14 protein-coding genes and 1 pseudogene are annotated in these 16,134 nt (G+C 71.3%); 10 read left to right on the forward strand and 5 right to left on the reverse strand.

What is annotated here, in order from left to right; genetic code table 11:
* Positions 1 to 95: 95 nt before the first annotated feature.
* Positions 96 to 2,225 (reverse strand): S9 family peptidase, encoded by a 2,130-nt coding sequence (locus FHS34_RS22725; RefSeq protein WP_184968317.1) that lies wholly within the window; start codon positions 2,223 to 2,225, stop codon positions 96 to 98.
* 172 nt (positions 2,226 to 2,397) lie between these two features.
* Here FHS34_RS22725 and FHS34_RS22730 point away from each other — a divergent pair, with 172 nt between their 5' ends.
* Entirely contained in the window at positions 2,398 to 2,592 is a 195-nt protein-coding gene (locus tag FHS34_RS22730) for a hypothetical protein (protein WP_161287201.1), read from the forward strand.
* A 23-nt stretch (positions 2,593 to 2,615) separates the two neighbouring features.
* Here the strand turns inward: FHS34_RS22730 and FHS34_RS22735 are convergent, their stop codons facing one another.
* The 4 genes and pseudogenes from FHS34_RS22735 to FHS34_RS22750 all read right to left on the reverse strand — a co-directional run.
* The gene (locus tag FHS34_RS22735; RefSeq protein WP_184968319.1) at positions 2,616 to 2,825 is read right to left on the reverse strand and encodes a DUF397 domain-containing protein; all 210 of its coding nucleotides are present in this window, start codon (positions 2,823 to 2,825) and stop codon (positions 2,616 to 2,618) included.
* Complete coding sequence (locus tag FHS34_RS22740; protein WP_225817565.1) at positions 2,822 to 3,517, reverse strand: DUF5753 domain-containing protein; 696 nt, start codon at positions 3,515 to 3,517, stop codon at positions 2,822 to 2,824. The genes FHS34_RS22735 and FHS34_RS22740 overlap by 4 nt, the downstream gene beginning before the upstream one ends.
* A gap of 64 nt (positions 3,518 to 3,581) precedes the next feature.
* Entirely contained in the window at positions 3,582 to 5,336 is a 1,755-nt protein-coding gene (gene ltrA / locus FHS34_RS22745) for a group II intron reverse transcriptase/maturase (RefSeq protein ID WP_184968321.1), read from the reverse strand.
* Positions 5,337 to 5,988: 652 nt separating this feature from the next.
* Positions 5,989 to 6,171 (reverse strand): annotated as a pseudogene (locus tag FHS34_RS22750) (helix-turn-helix domain-containing protein); the annotation flags it as partial.
* 334 nt (positions 6,172 to 6,505) lie between these two features.
* Here FHS34_RS22750 and FHS34_RS22755 point away from each other — a divergent pair.
* The 9 genes from FHS34_RS22755 to FHS34_RS22795 all read left to right on the forward strand — a co-directional run bounded on the left by FHS34_RS22755 (position 6,506) and on the right by FHS34_RS22795 (position 16,068).
* Positions 6,506 to 7,672, forward strand: a complete 1,167-nt coding sequence (locus tag FHS34_RS22755; RefSeq protein WP_184968323.1) for a helix-turn-helix domain-containing protein — start codon at positions 6,506 to 6,508, stop codon at positions 7,670 to 7,672.
* Positions 7,673 to 7,724: 52 nt separating this feature from the next.
* Entirely contained in the window at positions 7,725 to 8,342 is a 618-nt protein-coding gene (locus FHS34_RS22760; RefSeq protein ID WP_184968325.1) for a Uma2 family endonuclease, read from the forward strand.
* Positions 8,343 to 8,431: 89 nt separating this feature from the next.
* Positions 8,432 to 9,286 carry an N-acetyl-1-D-myo-inositol-2-amino-2-deoxy-alpha-D-glucopyranoside deacetylase gene (gene mshB / locus FHS34_RS22765; protein WP_184968327.1) on the forward strand — a complete coding sequence of 285 codons (855 nt, stop codon included), beginning with the start codon at positions 8,432 to 8,434 and terminating at the stop codon, positions 9,284 to 9,286.
* Positions 9,283 to 9,699, forward strand: a complete 417-nt coding sequence (locus tag FHS34_RS22770) for a DUF6113 family protein (RefSeq protein ID WP_184968329.1) — start codon at positions 9,283 to 9,285, stop codon at positions 9,697 to 9,699. Before mshB ends, FHS34_RS22770 begins: the two co-directional genes overlap by 4 nt.
* A gap of 193 nt (positions 9,700 to 9,892) precedes the next feature.
* The gene (locus FHS34_RS22775; RefSeq protein WP_184968331.1) at positions 9,893 to 12,253 is read left to right on the forward strand and encodes a peptidoglycan binding domain-containing protein; all 2,361 of its coding nucleotides are present in this window, start codon (positions 9,893 to 9,895) and stop codon (positions 12,251 to 12,253) included.
* A 350-nt stretch (positions 12,254 to 12,603) separates the two neighbouring features.
* The gene (locus FHS34_RS22780) at positions 12,604 to 13,530 is read left to right on the forward strand and encodes an ABC transporter ATP-binding protein (protein ID WP_184968333.1); all 927 of its coding nucleotides are present in this window, start codon (positions 12,604 to 12,606) and stop codon (positions 13,528 to 13,530) included.
* Positions 13,527 to 14,267, forward strand: coding sequence for an ABC transporter permease (locus tag FHS34_RS22785; RefSeq protein ID WP_184968335.1), 741 nt, complete (start codon positions 13,527 to 13,529; stop codon positions 14,265 to 14,267). The genes FHS34_RS22780 and FHS34_RS22785 overlap by 4 nt, the downstream gene beginning before the upstream one ends.
* The gene (locus FHS34_RS22790) at positions 14,264 to 15,457 is read left to right on the forward strand and encodes a sensor histidine kinase (protein ID WP_372478591.1); all 1,194 of its coding nucleotides are present in this window, start codon (positions 14,264 to 14,266) and stop codon (positions 15,455 to 15,457) included. The genes FHS34_RS22785 and FHS34_RS22790 overlap by 4 nt, the downstream gene beginning before the upstream one ends.
* A complete protein-coding gene (locus tag FHS34_RS22795; protein ID WP_184968337.1) occupies positions 15,454 to 16,068 on the forward strand; it encodes a response regulator transcription factor in 615 nt (204 codons plus the stop codon). Before FHS34_RS22790 ends, FHS34_RS22795 begins: the two co-directional genes overlap by 4 nt.
* Positions 16,069 to 16,134 lie beyond the last annotated feature (66 nt).

The raw sequence follows: 16,134 nt of genomic DNA on the forward strand, positions 1-16,134 counted from the left end.
CCCGTCTACGGCACCCGCACGGCCGTACGGAGTTCAGGCTTCCCTGTCCGTATATCGGTACCGCTTCCGTGAAGTTGCCTGTGCGTTAACGCAGTTCACGAGCGTTCGGCCGGGCGGAGGGAGCGCCGGAGGAAGTCCAGCTGCAGTCGCAGCAGGTTCTCCGCGACCGTCTCCTGCGGGGTCATGTGGGTCACCCCGGACAGGGGCAGCACCTCGTGCGGGCGGCCGGCGGCCAGCAGGGCGGACGACAGGCGCAGGGAGTGGGCGACGACCACGTTGTCGTCCGCCAGCCCGTGGATGACCATCATCGGGCGGTGCGGCTCGGCCGGGTCGACCAGGCCCGCGTCGTCGATCACCGAGTTGCGGCGGTACACCTCCGGCCGCTCGGCCGGGTCGCCGAGGTAGCGCTCCTGGTAGTGGGTGTCGTACAGCCGCAGGTCGGTGACGGGTGCGCCGACCACCGCCGCGTGGAAGACGTCCGGCCGGCGCAGCACCGCCAGCGCCGCGAGATAGCCGCCGAAGGACCAGCCGCGGATCGCCACCCGGTCCAGGTCCAGCGGGTACCGCTCGGCGAGCGCGTGCAGCGCGTCGACCTGGTCCTGGAGCACCACGGCCGCCAGGTCGTCCCGGATCGCCTTCTCCCAGGCCGGTGAGCGGCCGGGGGTGCCGCGGCCGTCGGCGACGATCACCGCGAAGCCCTGGTCGGCGAACCACTGGGAGGTGAGGTGGGCGTTGTGCGCGGCCGCCACCCGCTGGCCGTGGGGGCCGCCGTAGGGGTCCAGAAGGACCGGCAGGGGAGTGTCACCGTGGTAGTCCCGTGGCATAAGCACGGCGCATGGAATTCGGCGTGCGCCCCCCTCGGTGAGGGTCACCCTCGGGGACAAACCGGGGTCTTCGGCGTAAGACCGGACAGTCGCCGCCGGTTTTCCGTCACTCAGCACCTGGACACGGGCGCCGGGCCTGTCCAGCGCCGCGGACACCAGGACGGTCACGCCGCCGGCGCGCACCGCCGAGTGCACGCCGGGTTCCTGCGACAGCCGTTCCACGCCCAGTTCGTTCACCCGGTACACATGAACTTCGCCAATCTCCGGCGACTGGGCCTCCGGTCCCGCCGAGGCGGAAACGAGTACGTCCTCCGAACCCACGTCCAAAACCGCGCGAATGTGCAATTGACCGCTGGTCAGCGGCCGTTCGCCGACCGCCAGCACCCGTGCGCCGCCCTCGTCCGCGATCCGGACGAGTCGCCCCGACGGGCTCCAACAGGGCACACCGGCGAACAGTTCAAGCCAAGTTGGATCTTCATCCGCGTGCACCATCCGGGTGGCCCCCGTGGCCGGATCCACCGCCAGGTACAGCTGGCTGCGCTGATCCCGCGCCTGCACAAGGAGCAGCGGCGCACCCGCCGCTGACCAGTGCACACGCGCCAGATACGGATAGCGCGCCCGGTCCCATGCGACCTCCGTGCGCTCCCCGTCGAGGCCGATGACGAACAGCCGTACGTCCGCGTTCGGTGTGCCCGCCGCGGGGTACCTGACGTTATTTGGCTCACGCCCGGGGTGGGCCGGATCCGAGATCCACCACTGCCGCACCGGCGTGTCGTCCACGCGCGCCACGAGCAGCCGGTCCGACCCCGGCGCCCACCAGAAGCCCCGCGAACGGGCCATCTCCTCGGCCGCGATGAACTCCGCGAGGCCGTAGCGGACCTCCGCCGACTCCGGCTCGGCCAGCGCCCGGTCGCCGCTCCCGTCGGCGCCCACGACCCGCAGCGCACCCCCGCAGACGTACGCGACGTGCCGGCCGTCGGGGGACGGACGCGGGTCGATCACCGGTCCCGGAACGGGTAGTTCACGCGCCGTCCCGGCCCGCAGCTCCGCCGTGAAAAGCCGCCCTGACAAGGCGAAAGAGGCCAACTCCACGGCGCCGTCGGTGGCGTAGCCGACGATGCCGGCGCCGCCCTCGCGGCTGCGCTCCCGGCGCGCCCGCTCCTCGGCCGGGAGTTCCTCGGTGGCGCCTTGGAGGAGCACGCCGGGATCCGCCGCCGGGCGCTCGGTGCCGTCCGGAAGATCCAGTACCCACAGGGAGTTGGCCCGGTCGGTGCCGGAGCCGGAACGCAGAAAAGCGACACGCGAACCGTCGGGTGCCACGGTGAACGCACGCGGCGCGCCGAGCGTGAACCGCTGGGTCCGGGCGTGCCGACGGGGGAAGGAGTCAGCCTCGGTCGTCATACCCTGACCATATTGGCCATGCGCCCCCTTGTGCGGCCGTGCGCCGAGCGATGCGCGAGCACGGATAGTTATGATCACTGTCGCACTGTGGGTATGAACCTGCTGGCGTCTGCATGGATTTGCTCAACTGATCTAGAACCCGCGTCCCTGGGATCTTTGGAGGTGAGCCGCCGTGGCACTCTCGATTTCGGCGGTGGTGCTGCTGGCGATCATCGTCTTCCTGCTGATCAAGAAGTCAGGGTTGAAGGGTGGTCATGCCGTCGTCTGCGTCCTGCTCGGCTTCTATCTCGCCTCGTCGACCGTCGCTCCCACGATCAGCGAGCTGACGACCAATGTCGCGAGCATGATCGGCAGCATCAAGTTCTGACGGCCGGCGCCCGGCCCGCCGGGTCAGTCCCCGGACGCGTACGACACGAAGCGGGCCCACGTCCCCGGCGTCAGCACGAGCCGGGGGCCTTCGGCGATCTTCGAGTCGCGGATGTGGACGGTGCCGGGGGTGAGGGCTACCTCGACGCAGTTGTCGGGGAGGCTGCTGTCGCTGTAGCTGCTCTTGAACCACGCCAGTTCGGAGGCGTCTCCGGCAGTTGCCTTGCGGATCATGTCTCTCCCAGCAGTTGTTCGATGAAGGTGAGCGACTCCCGTGCGGTCAGAGCCTGGGACCGGATGATGCCATAGCGCAGTTCGAGGATCCGTAGCTGTTTCGGGTCGGAGACGGGGCGGCCGCCGAACTCGTCGTCCATGCGACCCACCGCCGCGCCGTCCCCGAACTTCAGTACCTGGATCCGTCCTCCGGTGCCAGGGTGATCCCAGCAGGCCATGGGCATCACCTGGATCACGACGGTCGGCAACTGGGCCAGCTCAAGGAGGTGTTGCAGTTGCCTGTTGAGCACCATCTTGCCTCCGACCGGCCGCCTCAGGGTCACCTCTTCCAGGACAAAGCTGAGGTCGGGCGCGGGTGAGCGCTGGAAGATCCTCTTCCGGGCCATGCGGCCTGCCACCGCCCGCTCAAGCTGGTCTTCCGGGAGCAGGGGCCGTTGAGTCCTGAGCAGCGCCTCCATGAACTCCTCTGTCTGCACGAGCCCGTGCAGGTTGTGGTTGCCGTACGAGAGCAACTCGACCGCCTTGGCCTCCAGTGCCGCCAGGTCCCGCACCTTCTTCGGGTAACGGACTTTGTCCACGTCCTGCTTCATCGCCGCGAGCAAGCCGTCCGCGCTCAGCACCTCGTCGGCCTTGTCGAGAAACTCCGGCCGAGGGATCCGTTGTCCGCTCTCGGTCGGGTAGCCGGGGCCCATTGCTGGGACCCCGGCCCCCTCAGAACCGGGCGAGCGGGTTTCCCCGCACCACGGCTCAAGCAGGTCACGTGGGCCTGCCCGCATCTGCGCCTTCGATCGCGTGATGCTGCTGGTGACATTGCGAGTGCAGGAGTTCGAGATTCTTGAGGTCGTTCCCACCGCCGTGCTTTCGGTGCACGATGTGGTGCACGTTCAGCGTCCGGCGGACGGCGTCGAACCAGGACACCCAGTCGTGGACATTGTCCGGTTCGAACTCGGCTCCTTCCACGAGGTCGAGGCCGCATCGCGCGCATCGGCCTTTCTGACGGACGGCGAGAGTCTGGACGAACTTGTTCTCCAGTCCCAGTTTTGTCCGTCTGGCTGCGCGCTCGGCCCAATAGTCGACCAACGCCGGGTCGTCCTTGGAATGGGTTCCAAGGACCGGCACGTGCCTGACGATCCTGGTCATCGCGGCGGGCTTGATGTGCACCGAGTCATCGCCAAAGACCCAGCGGTTCTCACTCCCGGGAATCCGCTTGCCCCAGTACCGGGCTGCGACCCACTGCCTTCCCTTCCTCCGATGCTGTCTGCACGCCCAGTTCCACAACTGGCCGAACATGATCCGATCGATTTCCGTGAAGGCCCTCTTGGAGCTCCAGGGGCGGTAGTACATGGTCCAGCCCCGAACGAACGAGTTCATCTGACGGATCAGCAGACCCGCAGGATTCCCCCGGTTCGTCCGGGCGATGTCCCGGATACGTTCCCTGGCCCTCTTCACCGCGTTCTTGCTCGGCGTCACGAGGGTGTAGCCGTTGGCGTACGTCCGGATGGTGCACCCGAGGAAGTCGAAGCCGTCCGTGAGGTGTCGGACTCTCGTCTTCTCCTCGTTGAAAGCCAGCCCCCTGGGGGTGAACCATTCCTTCAGCCGCCGGTACGCCTCGTGCGCGGCCTGCTCCGTGTGACAGATGACCACGAAGTCGTCCGCGTACCGCACAAGCGCCGGGGAGTCCTCCTTGAGGATCCGGGAATCCCGGTGCTTCCTCCAGGAGACCCCGGCCGCCTCCTCCATTCCGTGCAGAGCGATGTTGAGTAGGAGCGGGCTGATGACCCCTCCTTGCGGAGTGCCTTCCACCGTCGGTGCGAAGACGCCCCTGTCCATCACTCCAGCCTTCAGCCATCCCTCGATCGCATCCCTGGCCGGGAAGCTGCCGATGGACCGCATCAGGTGCGCATGGTCGATCCGGTCGAACGCCGCCGACAAGTCGGCGTCCAGCACCCATTTCCGGTTGCTGGCGGGCTTGCCCACCACCTGGAAGATGGTCGCCAGGGCGTCGTGACATCCCCGGCCGGGACGGAAGCCGTAGCTTCGCGCCTCGAAACGCGCCTCCCACTCCGGTTCCAGGGCGTTCTTCACCCTGGCCTGGTGGACCCGGTCCCGGATGACCGGGATGCCGAGCGGACGCGTCTTTCCATTCGCCTTCGGAATCTGTACTCGCTTCACCGGGCGCGGACGAGCGGCCCCGTCCCGCAGGAGCCGGCGGGCCAGTCGGCCCCGCTCCTTCGGGCTCAGTGCCGTCTCCCCGTCCACTCCGGCGGTCTTCCGCCCCCGGCTCACCTGCGTCACCCGGCGCACACTCAACAACGTGTTCGCGGCCGACCGCATCATGAGCTTCTGGAGGTTTCGGATCTTCTTCATGTCACCGGCTTGGGCGGCCTTGAAGATCCGCTGCCGCAATCTCGTTACTTCGCGGTCGACTTGGCCCCAGTCGATCTGGTGCCACGCTTCCGCGTCGTCGACAGCTCCGTTCCAGAAGGGCACCGGTCCGGTGCTCTGGTCCATGCGCCCTCCCTGTCCAACTTGCACTGTCGTGAACTCGATTCGTCATCGGTGCCTCAAAAACCCACCCGGTCCGCTTGGGCGTCCTTTCGGACCCGGGCATCAGCCCGGTATCCGCCGGGTTATAGCCGGAGGGCGGAGCCCCTGATCCCGGCCTTTCCCCTTGCCTTTCGGCATAGCGGCATTCGCTTCTCGGGCCATCCTTTTCCCGCAGAGGAGTTCAGCCTTCGTTGCCTCCGGCCTACCCATAGGGACCTCTACGGGGTTTCCCTGTTCCATACACACGAGATGCGTCCGGGGTGGATGCCCTCTCTGACCCGGGAGCCGCGGTGACCTACTCCGGTGATGGCAGATGGCATCCGGAGTCGCGCAGGGGTTCTCACCCGGTAGCTCCTGGACCGCCTCGACAGCTTCCACTGAGGCGGCTGATCTTTACGAGTCCTCATCAAGGGTTCACTTGTGTTCATCCGTTCGGACTTTCCCCGACCCGTACCGATCCAGTGGTCGTCTCGGCCTTCGGTCTGATGGCCAGGCTCCGCACCGAGGAATTACTTCCTCCGCACGCTGGCTGGGGAATCGACCAATTAGTCACAGGTCGAGAGCGTCGATATCTCCATCCCTACGCTCGCTCGCATTGTGCGGCTTTCAGGTCGCACATCTTGTAGACCATGTCCTCGCCGTACCCGACCGCCTTTCCGAAGTCGGCGGCCCGCATCCCCACCGCCTCGCGGCGCAGCCGCAGTTGCCTGCCCACGGTCGTGATGACCGCGACCCCCCACTCGTCGTCCGGGTCGACTTCCCACCCCGGCTCGCTCACGGCCTCCGTGTCCACCGACATCCGCGCCCTCCGTCGCACCCGTGGTTTTTCATCACGGTAAGTGCCGACGGCGACACGGAGTGATGCGAACACCGGAACCCGACCCCACGAGTTCCGGTGGCGCCGGCCGCCTAGAGCCAAGGACGGACGGGGGGAAAGAACCCCACCGAGCCCCACCCCTCCCGCCCGGAGCGCACGCTCACTCGGGTGGGTGAATATGCCCCGGTCAGCTGGATTTTGTGGACCCGGGCGGCTCTACGCTCGGCACAACACAACCGAAGACATGCGACGGCCCCCGCCGGGACGGCAATCCCAGTGCGAGGGCCTGACCACCGAGGAAGGTAAGGACTTCCCGATGGGTACCCAGAACCCTAGCGCGCCCCCGTGCGCCCAGGCCCCCGTTGCGGGCGACAAGCACCCGATCCGGCGTCCCCGGGCCGGTGGGCTCACTCACGACAACACCCGCCACGCCAGCCGCTTCACGGTGATCGGCAACCACCTCACCCAGCACCCGGACCTCTCCCTCCTCGCGATCGGTCTGGCGTGTCACATCCAGTCGCTGCCGAGGGGTGCCCGCGTCGACATCAAGAGCCTCGCCGCACGGTTCCCCGAGGGGGCGACCCGGATCGCGGCGGCCCTGCGGGAGTTGGAGGCCCACGGCTACCTGCGGCGCGAGCGCGAACGCGTCCCCGACGGCCGCATCGTCACCCGGACGGTCTCCTGCAACCAGCCGACGACCGCCCACCACCGGCCCGCCGCCCACCACCCGCCGGGGGCCCTCGACCGGACCGGGGTCCACCACCGGCCCGCGGCCCACCACCCGCCGGGGGCCCTCGACCGGACCGGGGCCCACCACCGGCCCGCGGCCCACCACCAGCCCGAGGCCCACCACCAGCCCGAGGCCCTCGACCGGCCCAAGGCCCTCGACCGGCCCAAGGCCCGCCACCAGCCCGCGGCCCTCGACCGGCCCGGGGCCCACGACCGGACCCGGGCCCACGGCCGCCCGGAGTCCCGGGCCGCGGCGGCTCCGCGGCGGCGGGAGACGTGCGAGGGCGGCGAGACGAACCCCGCGCGGCCGGCGCGCGAGGAGCGAGCGCCCCGCAAGCCGCTGCCGGCCGTGCCGAGCCCCGGGTACGCCGCCCCCGCGCTCCTGGAGGCCGCCACCGGCCTCCTGGCGGACCTCCACCGCCACGACCCGCGGCTGCTCCTCTCCGCCCGCGACGCCGCCCATCTGGCCCCGGGCGTCGCCGCCTGGCTGGAGCGGGAGGTCGCCCCCGCCGCCGTACGCCGCGCCCTGACCGCCGACCTGCCCCCCGAGGGCGTACGCCGCCCCGCGGCCCTCCTGGCGCACCGCCTCGCCGCCCAGCTGCCGCCCCCGCCGCCGTTCCGGGCGCCGGCCGCTCCGCCGCCACCCCGTCACCCGATGCGGAACTGCGACGGCTGCGACCGCGCCTTCCGCTCACCCGACCCCGGAACCACCCGCTGCCGCGACTGCCGAACCGACTCACTGGAGGCCGCCTAGCATGAAAGCGACGATCCTTGCCCCTGGGCACAGACGACGAGGAGCGAGCGCCATGACCATCGCACCGGACGACGCGCGCCAGGGTGCCTCCCACATCTACCGAGCCATGCGGGATCTCGTTCAGTCCATGGACGACACCATTCCGGGCAAATTCGAGATCACGAAAAAGGGGATCGTCCACGACATGATGGCGCCGATCGGTCCGCACGAGCTGACCACGCTGCACGTCCGGAAGCGGCTTGAAAAGGTCATGCCGGACGAGATCGTGGCGCACACCGGAGAGCCCGACGTCGAGAACGAACTCGAGGGCATCCTGCGGCGCCCCGATGTGATGGTGATCGCTTGGGAGGACATGGACGTACCAGGCTCCTTCGACCCCCGCACGCTGTTCGCCGCCGTCGAGATCGTCTCCCGCTCCAACCCGGACAACGACTGGGTGGGCAAGGTCCGCGACTATCCTCTGATGGGCGTCCCCGTCTACGCGGTCTTCGACCCCCGGACCGGTACCGGCGCCGTCTTCTCGGACATCCACCCCACCCCCGACGGCCCCCGCTACGCCACCCGCAAGGATTTCGTCTACGGGGAGGACGTCACCATCGCCGACTGGACGATCTCCACCGAGGGGCTGCCGCGCTACGAGGACCAGAGCGGCACGGAACCCCGGCCCTGACATCGAAGGGTGCCTTCCGGATGGGGATGAGCCGGTTTCGGCCGACTTGGCCGGAAGGGGCGGCCCCCGTCACCTCGTAGGGTGGTCCCATGACGGAACTGCCCGCGCGGCGTCTGCTCCTCGTGCACGCGCACCCGGACGACGAGTCGATCAACAACGGCGCGACCATGGCCAAGTACACGGCCGAGGGTGCCCATGTGACTCTGGTCACCTGCACCCTGGGCGAGCGGGGCGAGGTCATTCCGCCGGAGCTGCGGCATCTGACGGGCCCCGCGCTGGGCGCGCACCGGCGCGGCGAGCTGGACGCGGCCCTGGCCGCCCTCGGCGTCACGGACGGCCGGCTGCTCGGCGGCGCCGGGCGGTACGGCGACTCCGGCATGACCGGCCTCGCCGACAACGACGACCCCGGCTGCTTCTGGCAGGCCGACGTGGACGAGGCCGCCGGCCGCCTCGCCGAGGTGATCCTGGAGGTCCGCCCGCAGGTCGTCGTGACGTACGACGACAACGGCGGCTACGGCCACCCGGACCACGTCCAGGCCCACCGCGTCACCATGCGCGCGGTCGACCTCGCGGCCGAACGGGGCCACCGGATCGCCAAGGTGTACTGGAACCGCGTCCCGCGCACCGTCGCCGAGGCCGCCTTCGCCCGCCTCCAGGACGAGTTGGCCGCACTGCCGTTCGACAAGAGCGCGGCCCTGGACGACGTGCCGGGCGTGGTCGACGACGAGCGGATCACCACCACGATCGACGGCAGCGCGCACGGCGCCGCCAAGGCCGCCGCGATGCGTGCACACGCCACCCAGATCGAGGTGGCCGAGCCGTACTTCGCGCTCTCCAACGAACTCGCCCAGCCCCTGTTCACCACCGAGTACTACGAGTTGGTGCGCGGAACGGGACAGCGCGGGGAGACCGACCTGTTCGCCGGTGTCGAGGAGGCGTCATGAGCAACGACGGACCGGGCTCCCTGCTCGCCCAGCCCCTGCGCCCGCCCTCCGTGGGCCGGGCCGCCGCCCACGTCGGCCTGTTGCTGCTCGGCGCGGTCACCGGCCTCGCCGGGGCCCTGGTGCAGGCCGCCTGGTTCCCCGGCGGGCTGCTGCTCGCCCTCGCGGGCGCCGCCGGGCTCTTCCTCGGCGGAGGCTACGCCACCAGGAGCCGGAGCGGGGCGGTGGCGCCGGCGGCCGGCTGGATCGTCGCCGTCATCCTGCTCACCACCACACGTCCGGAAGGCGACTTCCTGTTCGGCGCGGGCGGTGGCTCCTACCTGTTCCTGCTCGGCGGCATGGCCCTCGCTGTGATCTGTGCCACCGTCGGCGCCGGACGGCAACCGGCCGCCGGCTCCGCCCGACTTGGCAAGTGACGTACCACTTCGCCGGACGGCGCAGGTGCGAGTCCCGTGTGGGTTTCCTCAGCGGTCCTGGGATAAGCGCCAGAAGCGGCCAGTATGGTGGTGCGCGCCGCCGAGCCTCCCCCAAGTTCTCGACTGCGCTCGAACAGGGGGTACCCCCACCTGAGGTCGAAACGGGCGGCGGAGCCAACCGGGAGAACCTGCCTTGAGTCGTGAAACTGACACTCCGTCCTCCGGGCCCAACGGGCGCGGAGGAGCCGCATACCCCTCCGGCACGCCGCCGTACGGGACCCCCATGGCTTCCGAAGACGGTACGGTCGCCGGCCGGTCCGGCACGCGGCCGGAGGAGAAGAAGACCGAGACCACGCTGACGACCCGGATCCGGATCAACATCCCCGGATCCCGGCCCATTCCGCCGGTCGTCATGCGCAAGCCCGTCGGGGACGGCGAGAGCGCCCCGGACGAGGCGCCCGCCGCCGAGCCGCGGCCCGTGGCCGACCCGGCGCCCGCCGCCACCAGTGGCCCCGCCGACGCCCCGGCCGAACCCGCGGCCCAGGCGGAGGAGAAGACCAGCGACTGGTTCGCGCCCCGCAAGTCCTCCGCCCCCAAGGGCGGTCCGGGCGCCGGCGGCACGAACGGCGCCGGAAACCCCGGCGGTTCCACCCCCTCGGCGCCCTCCGCCGGCCCGGCGAGCCCCCGTCCGGGTGGTCCCGGTGCGTCCGGCCCGGCCGGTACCACCGGCGCGCGCCCCGGCGGCGGCCGTCCCGGCGGTGTGGTCGGCTCGATGAGCGTGCCCGGCCGCCCCGGCGGTACGAACGGCAAGGGCCTGCCCGGTGCCACCGGCGGCCCGGTCGCCCCGGGACACGGCGGCGGCACCGGCTCCTTCGACGTGACCGAGGCGCTGACCGCGGGCCCGCTGGGCGGCGGCCCCCGCCCCGGCGCCCCCGGCTCCGGCGAGCCCCGCCGGGACAACCTGCCGTACTTCTCGGAGAGCCACCCGGACAACGGCGACGGCTTCGGCGCCGGTGCGGCGGGCGGTGCCCGCGGGCGCGGCGGCCCCGGCGGCGCCAGCGGCTTCGACGGCCCCGGCGGTCCCGGCGGTCCCGGCGGCCCGCAGGGCCCGGCCGGCCCCACCAGTGGCCCGGTCACCGGCGACGGTCCCCTCGTCCCGCCGGCCACCGGCGGCCCCGGCATGAAGCCGGGCGAGCCCTTCGACGGCCCCGCCGTCCCCGGCTTCGGCGGCCAGGGCACCACGCCCGCCCGCAGCGCCCTCGCCGATCTCGCCGACATCGAAGGACCCACCGGCTTCGGCGGGCCCGGCGGGCCGAGGGCCGGCGGTCCCGCGGGCGTCGGCCCCGGCGTCGGTCCCGCCGTCGGCCCCGGCGTCGGGCTGAGCGACGACACCGCGATCCTCACCCCGCAGAAGCCGGCCCCCGAGGGCACGCCCGGCTACCCCTCCCCGGCCGCCGACAACGTCTCCGGACACACCGTCACCAGCGGCATCCCGGTCGTACCCGGCGCGGGCAAGTCCCCGTTCGGCCCGCACGCCGACGGCCCGGCGACGCCCGCCGCGCCCAGGCCGGGGCCGGCCGCCGCGCCCAAGGCGGCCGCCAAGCCGAAGAAGAAGGGCCGCAGCAAGCTGGTGCTGCTCGGCGTCGGCGTGGTCGTCGTCGCGGGCGGTGCCTACGGCGCCGGACTGCTGATGAACCACACCGACGTGCCCAAGGGCACCACGGTCCTCGGCGTCGACATCGGCGGCGGCACCCGCGACGACGCGGTCAAGAAGCTGGACGACGCCTTCGGCAGCCGGGTCGACAAGCCGCTGAAGCTGGCCGTGGGCGGCAAGACGGTCACCCTCACGCCGGAGAACGCGGGTCTGCAGTTCGACTACCAGGCCACGGTCAGCGAGGCCGCGAAGAGCGACTACAACCCCGTGCACGTCATCGGCTCCCTGTTCGGCGAGAAGCGCGTGGTCGAGCCGGCCATGCCGGTGGACGAGGAGAAGCTCCAGGCCGCCCTCGAACAGGCCGGCGGGGGCTCGGGCTCGGTCACCGACGGCAGCATCGACTTCAAGTCCGGCAAGGCCGTGGCCGTCTACGGCAAGGCGGGCAAGGCCATCGACGCCGCCCAGTCCACCGACGCGGTCGCACAGGCCTACCGCACGCTGGTGGAGACGGGCACGTTGACCCCGGTCACCGTACCGACCGCCACCAAGCAGCCGACGGTCCCGGACTCCGAGGTCGACCGGATGATGAAGGAGTTCGCGAAGCCCGCGATGTCGGACCGGGTGACCGTGCAGACGGACGCGGCCCACTCGATCCCCCTCAGCCCGCAGAACTCGCTGTGGAAGTTCCTCAGGGTCACGGCCGTCGACGGCAAGCTGGTCGACAAGCCCGACCTGAACGCCCTCAAGCAGCTGTATGGGCAGACCTTCGACGGGGTGCTCATCACCCGGGGCAACGGCAAGAAGACCCCGGTCACCCCCGAGGACGTCTACGCCGCCATGCGCCCGGCACTGATGAGCAAGACCAACCGGGTCGCCGTCATCGAGACGAACCCGAGCTAGGGGGTTTCGTTTGGATCAGCCCGGGTCCGCGACGCCCGGCACGGCACCTCGCCGCGTTGTCGGACCACCCGAGTACGCCCAGTACGCGGATGGTCCTCCGCCTTGCGATGCACCGCACCGGACGCCGCGGCCTGATCCGACCTGATCCAAACGAAACCCCCTAGTCGCCGCCGCACGCTCAGGGGCGCCCTCGGCCGAGGGCGCCCCTGAGCCGCCGTCCGGCCCGGCGTCATCCGCCGCCGTACCCGCCGTCCGGCCCGGCGTCATCCGATCCGCATGACATCTGTCATCCGGCTCTCAGGACCGCCGACACTGCCCGGCACCCGGCCCTCACCGCGAACATGGTCGCCATGACGACGACAGCGGCACCGGCCACCACCCCGGTGGTCGGGTTCGACCAGGTGACCAAGACGTACGGGGACGTGCGGGCCGTCGACGGCCTCTCGCTCCGGCTGTACCCGGGCGAGACCGTCGCCCTCCTCGGCCCGAACGGGGCCGGCAAGTCCACCACCCTGGACCTGCTCCTCGGGCTCAAGCCCGCCGACGGCGGCAGGGTCAGCCTGTTCGGCACCAGCCCGCGCGAGGCGATCGTCGCCGGGCGGGTCGGGGCCATGCTGCAGAGCGGCGGGCTGATGGACGGGGTCACCGTCGCCGAACTGGTGAAGCTGTCCTGCTCCCTGCACCCGCGGCCGTACCCGGTCTCCGACGTGCTGGCACGCGCGGGCATCGCCCAGATCGCCGACCGCAAGGTCGACAAGCTCTCCGGCGGCCAGGCCCAGCGGGTCCGGTTCGCCCTCGCGACCGCCGGCGACAGCGACCTGATCATCCTGGACGAGCCGACCACCGGCATGGACGTCTCCTCCCGCCAGGCCTTCTGGGCCACCATGCGGGAGCAGGCCGACCAGGGCCGTACCGTCCTGTTCGCCACCCACTACCTGGAAGAGGCCGACGCCATCGCCGACCGGGTGCTGGTGCTGCACCGCGGCCGGCTCCTCGCCGACGGCACGGCGGCCGAGATCAAGGCCAAGGCCGGTGCCCGCCGGGTCTCCTTCGACCTGGAGGGGGAGATCGACGAGGCGGCCCTGCGCGGCCTGCCCTTCCTCACCTCGATCGACGTATCGGGCCAGACGGTCCGCATCCAGTCCTCCGACGCCGACGCGACCGTCCACGCCGTGTACGGCCTCGGCGTCTACCCCCGCAATCTCGAGGTCGCCGGCCTCGGCCTGGAGCAGGCGTTCGTCGCCATCACCGCCGCCGAGGAGGCGAAGCAGTCGTGAACAGCCTGATCAAGCTCGAAGTGTCCCGCGCCCTGCGCAACCGCAAGTTCCTGTTCTTCTCCGTGATCTACCCCGCCGGACTGTTCCTGCTGATCGCGGGCGGCGCCGACAGCCACACCAGGATGGACGGCACGGGCCTGACCCTGCCGACCTACATGATGGTCTCCATGGCCTCCTTCGGCGCCCTGACCGCCGTCCTCATGGGCAACAGCGAGCGCATCGCCAAGGAGCGCGAGAGCGGGTGGGTACGGCAGCTGCGGCTGACCACCCTGCCCGGGCGCGGGTACGTCCTCGCCAAGACCGCCAGCGCGGCCGTGGTCAGCCTGCCGTCCATCGTGGTCGTGTTCGTGGTCGCCGCCGCCGTGAAGGACGTACGCCTCGGCGCCGGGCAGTGGCTCGGCCTCACCGGCGCGATCTGGGCCGGCAGCCTGGTCTTCGCCGCGCTCGGCGTCGCCCTCGGCTACCTCGCCAGCGGGGACGCGGTCCGCCCGATCACGATGATCATCTACTTCGGCCTGTCCATGCTGGGCGGCCTGTGGATGCCGACGACCACCTTCCCGCAGTGGCTGCAGGACATCGCCAAGTGGCTGCCCACCCACGCGTACGCTTCCCTGGGGCGGGCGATCGAACAGAGCCAGGCGCCGCACGCCCAGGACATCGGCGTCCTCGCGGTCTCCTTCGTCCTCTTCGCCGGCGGCGCCGCCTGGCTGTACCGGAAGGACACGCTGAAGGCGTGAGCACGATGACGGAAGACCGGCAGGGAATGCCCAAGCACACGCCCGTGGGGTGGCCGCCCCGCAACCGGCGCGAGCTGCTGGTCAAGACGCTGTGGATCGCGGTCTGGCTGGTCTTCCTCAGCTCGCCGGTCGACGACCTGGTCAACGGCGGCCACAGCACCGCCGCCACCGTGGCCGGCGCACTCGGCCTCACCGCCTTCGTCGGGGTCTATCTGACGCTGGTCTTCCGCAACATGGGCCGGCCGTTCGACCCGCGGACCGTGCTCACCCTGGGCGGGATCCTCGGCGTGCTCGCCCCGCTGCTGGCCTCCACCCTCGGCAGCGCCTGGCTGGGCCTCTTCGTCTACCTGTCGGTCGCCTTCGGGGCCACCCTGCCGCTGCGGGCCGCCTACTGGGCCATCCCCGCCTCCGGCGTGGTGATGTACCTGATCGGTCTGCGCTTCCACGAGGAGAAGGAGGCTCGGGGCCTGCTCCTGCTCGTCGTGCTCATCGGGTTCGCGATGACCGGCGTGGGACAGCTCGTGCGCACCACCATCGAGCTGCGCAAGGCCCGGGCCACCGTCGCCCAGCTCGCCGCCAACGAGGAGCGCCTCCGCCTCGCCCGCGACCTGCACGACCTGCTCGGCCACTCGCTGTCGCTGATCACGCTGAAGAGCGAGCTGGCCGGCCGGATGCTGCCCGGCCATCCCGACAAGGCGGCCCAGCAGGTCGCCGACATCGAACAGGTCAGCCGGCAGGCCCTGGTGGACGTCCGGGAGGCCGTCACCGGCTACCGGCGGCCCCGGCTCGCCGCCGAACTCGCGGGCACCCAGGTCGCCCTGACCGCCGCCGGGGTGACGGCCGAGGTGCCCGCCGAACCCGACCTCACCGGGGTCGCCGAGGAGTCCGAGTCCGCGCTCGCCTGGTCGCTGCGCGAAGCGGTCACCAACGTGGTCCGGCACAGCGGCGCCGACGCTTGCGTCGTCCGGCTGCTGCGCCTCCAGACCCTCGACGGGCCGGTGCTCGAACTCCGCGTCGAGGACAACGGATCCGGCGGCTCCGGCAAGGGGCCCGGCAACGGTCTGACCGGCCTGACGGAACGGCTGGAGAAGGCCGGCGGCACCCTGGAGGCGGGCCGGGTCAAGCACGGGTTCCGGCTGGTCGCCCGCGTCCCCGCGGCCACCTCGGCCGACGTAGTATCCGGGGCATGACGAGCACGATCAAGGTCCTGCTGGCCGAGGACCAGTCGATGGTCCGCGAGGCTCTGGCCGCGCTGCTCGGCCTGGAGGACGACATCGAGGTCGTCGCCCAGGTCGCGCGCGGCGACGAGGTGCTCGCCGCCGTCGCCGCCCACGGCGTGGACGTGGCGCTGCTCGACATCGAGATGCCCGGCTGCACCGGCATCGAGGCCGCGGCCCGGGTGCGCCGCGAGTTCCCGCGGGTCAGGCTGGTCGTCCTGACCACCTTCGGCCGGCCCGGCTATCTGCGCAGCGCCATGGAGGCGGGCGCCGACGCCTTCCTCGTCAAGGACGCCCCGGCCGCCCAGCTCGCCGAGGCGATCCGCAAGGTGCTGGCCGGTGAACGGGTCATCGACCCCACGCTGGCCGCCGCCGCGCTCGCCGAGGGCGCGAACCCGCTCACCGAGCGCGAACGCGAGGTGCTCCGCGCTGCGGCCGACGGCTCCACCAACGCCGAACTGGCCCGGGCCCTGCACCTCTCCCAGGGCACGGTCCGCAACTACCTGTCGACGGCCATCCAGAAACTGGCGGTCCGCAACCGCGCGGAGGCGGTACGCATAGCCCGCGACAAGGGCTGGCTGTGACCACGCACGTGCCCCGGGGCCGCCGGCCCGCGCGCCCCGCGACGCTCCGCCGCCGGTGCGCACCCC

Source organism: Streptomyces echinatus (assembly GCF_014203595.1).
Classification (GTDB): domain Bacteria; phylum Actinomycetota; class Actinomycetes; order Streptomycetales; family Streptomycetaceae; genus Streptomyces; species Streptomyces echinatus.

Bases quoted from the DNA above. Each gene is read 5' to 3' on its own strand.
- FHS34_RS22725 (WP_184968317.1), bottom strand. From the start codon at position 2,225: ATGACGACCGAGGCTGACTCCTTCCCCCGTCGGCACGCCCGGACCCAG.
- FHS34_RS22735 (WP_184968319.1), bottom strand. From the start codon at position 2,825: ATGATCCGCAAGGCAACTGCCGGAGACGCCTCCGAACTGGCGTGGTTC.
- FHS34_RS22740 (WP_225817565.1), bottom strand. From the start codon at position 3,517: ATGGGCCCCGGCTACCCGACCGAGAGCGGACAACGGATCCCTCGGCCG.
- ltrA (WP_184968321.1), bottom strand. From the start codon at position 5,336: ATGGACCAGAGCACCGGACCGGTGCCCTTCTGGAACGGAGCTGTCGAC.
- FHS34_RS22755 (WP_184968323.1), top strand. From the start codon at position 6,506: ATGGGTACCCAGAACCCTAGCGCGCCCCCGTGCGCCCAGGCCCCCGTT.
- FHS34_RS22760 (WP_184968325.1), top strand. From the start codon at position 7,725: ATGACCATCGCACCGGACGACGCGCGCCAGGGTGCCTCCCACATCTAC.
- mshB (WP_184968327.1), top strand. From the start codon at position 8,432: ATGACGGAACTGCCCGCGCGGCGTCTGCTCCTCGTGCACGCGCACCCG.
- FHS34_RS22770 (WP_184968329.1), top strand. From the start codon at position 9,283: ATGAGCAACGACGGACCGGGCTCCCTGCTCGCCCAGCCCCTGCGCCCG.
- FHS34_RS22780 (WP_184968333.1), top strand. From the start codon at position 12,604: ATGACGACGACAGCGGCACCGGCCACCACCCCGGTGGTCGGGTTCGAC.
- FHS34_RS22795 (WP_184968337.1), top strand. From the start codon at position 15,454: ATGACGAGCACGATCAAGGTCCTGCTGGCCGAGGACCAGTCGATGGTC.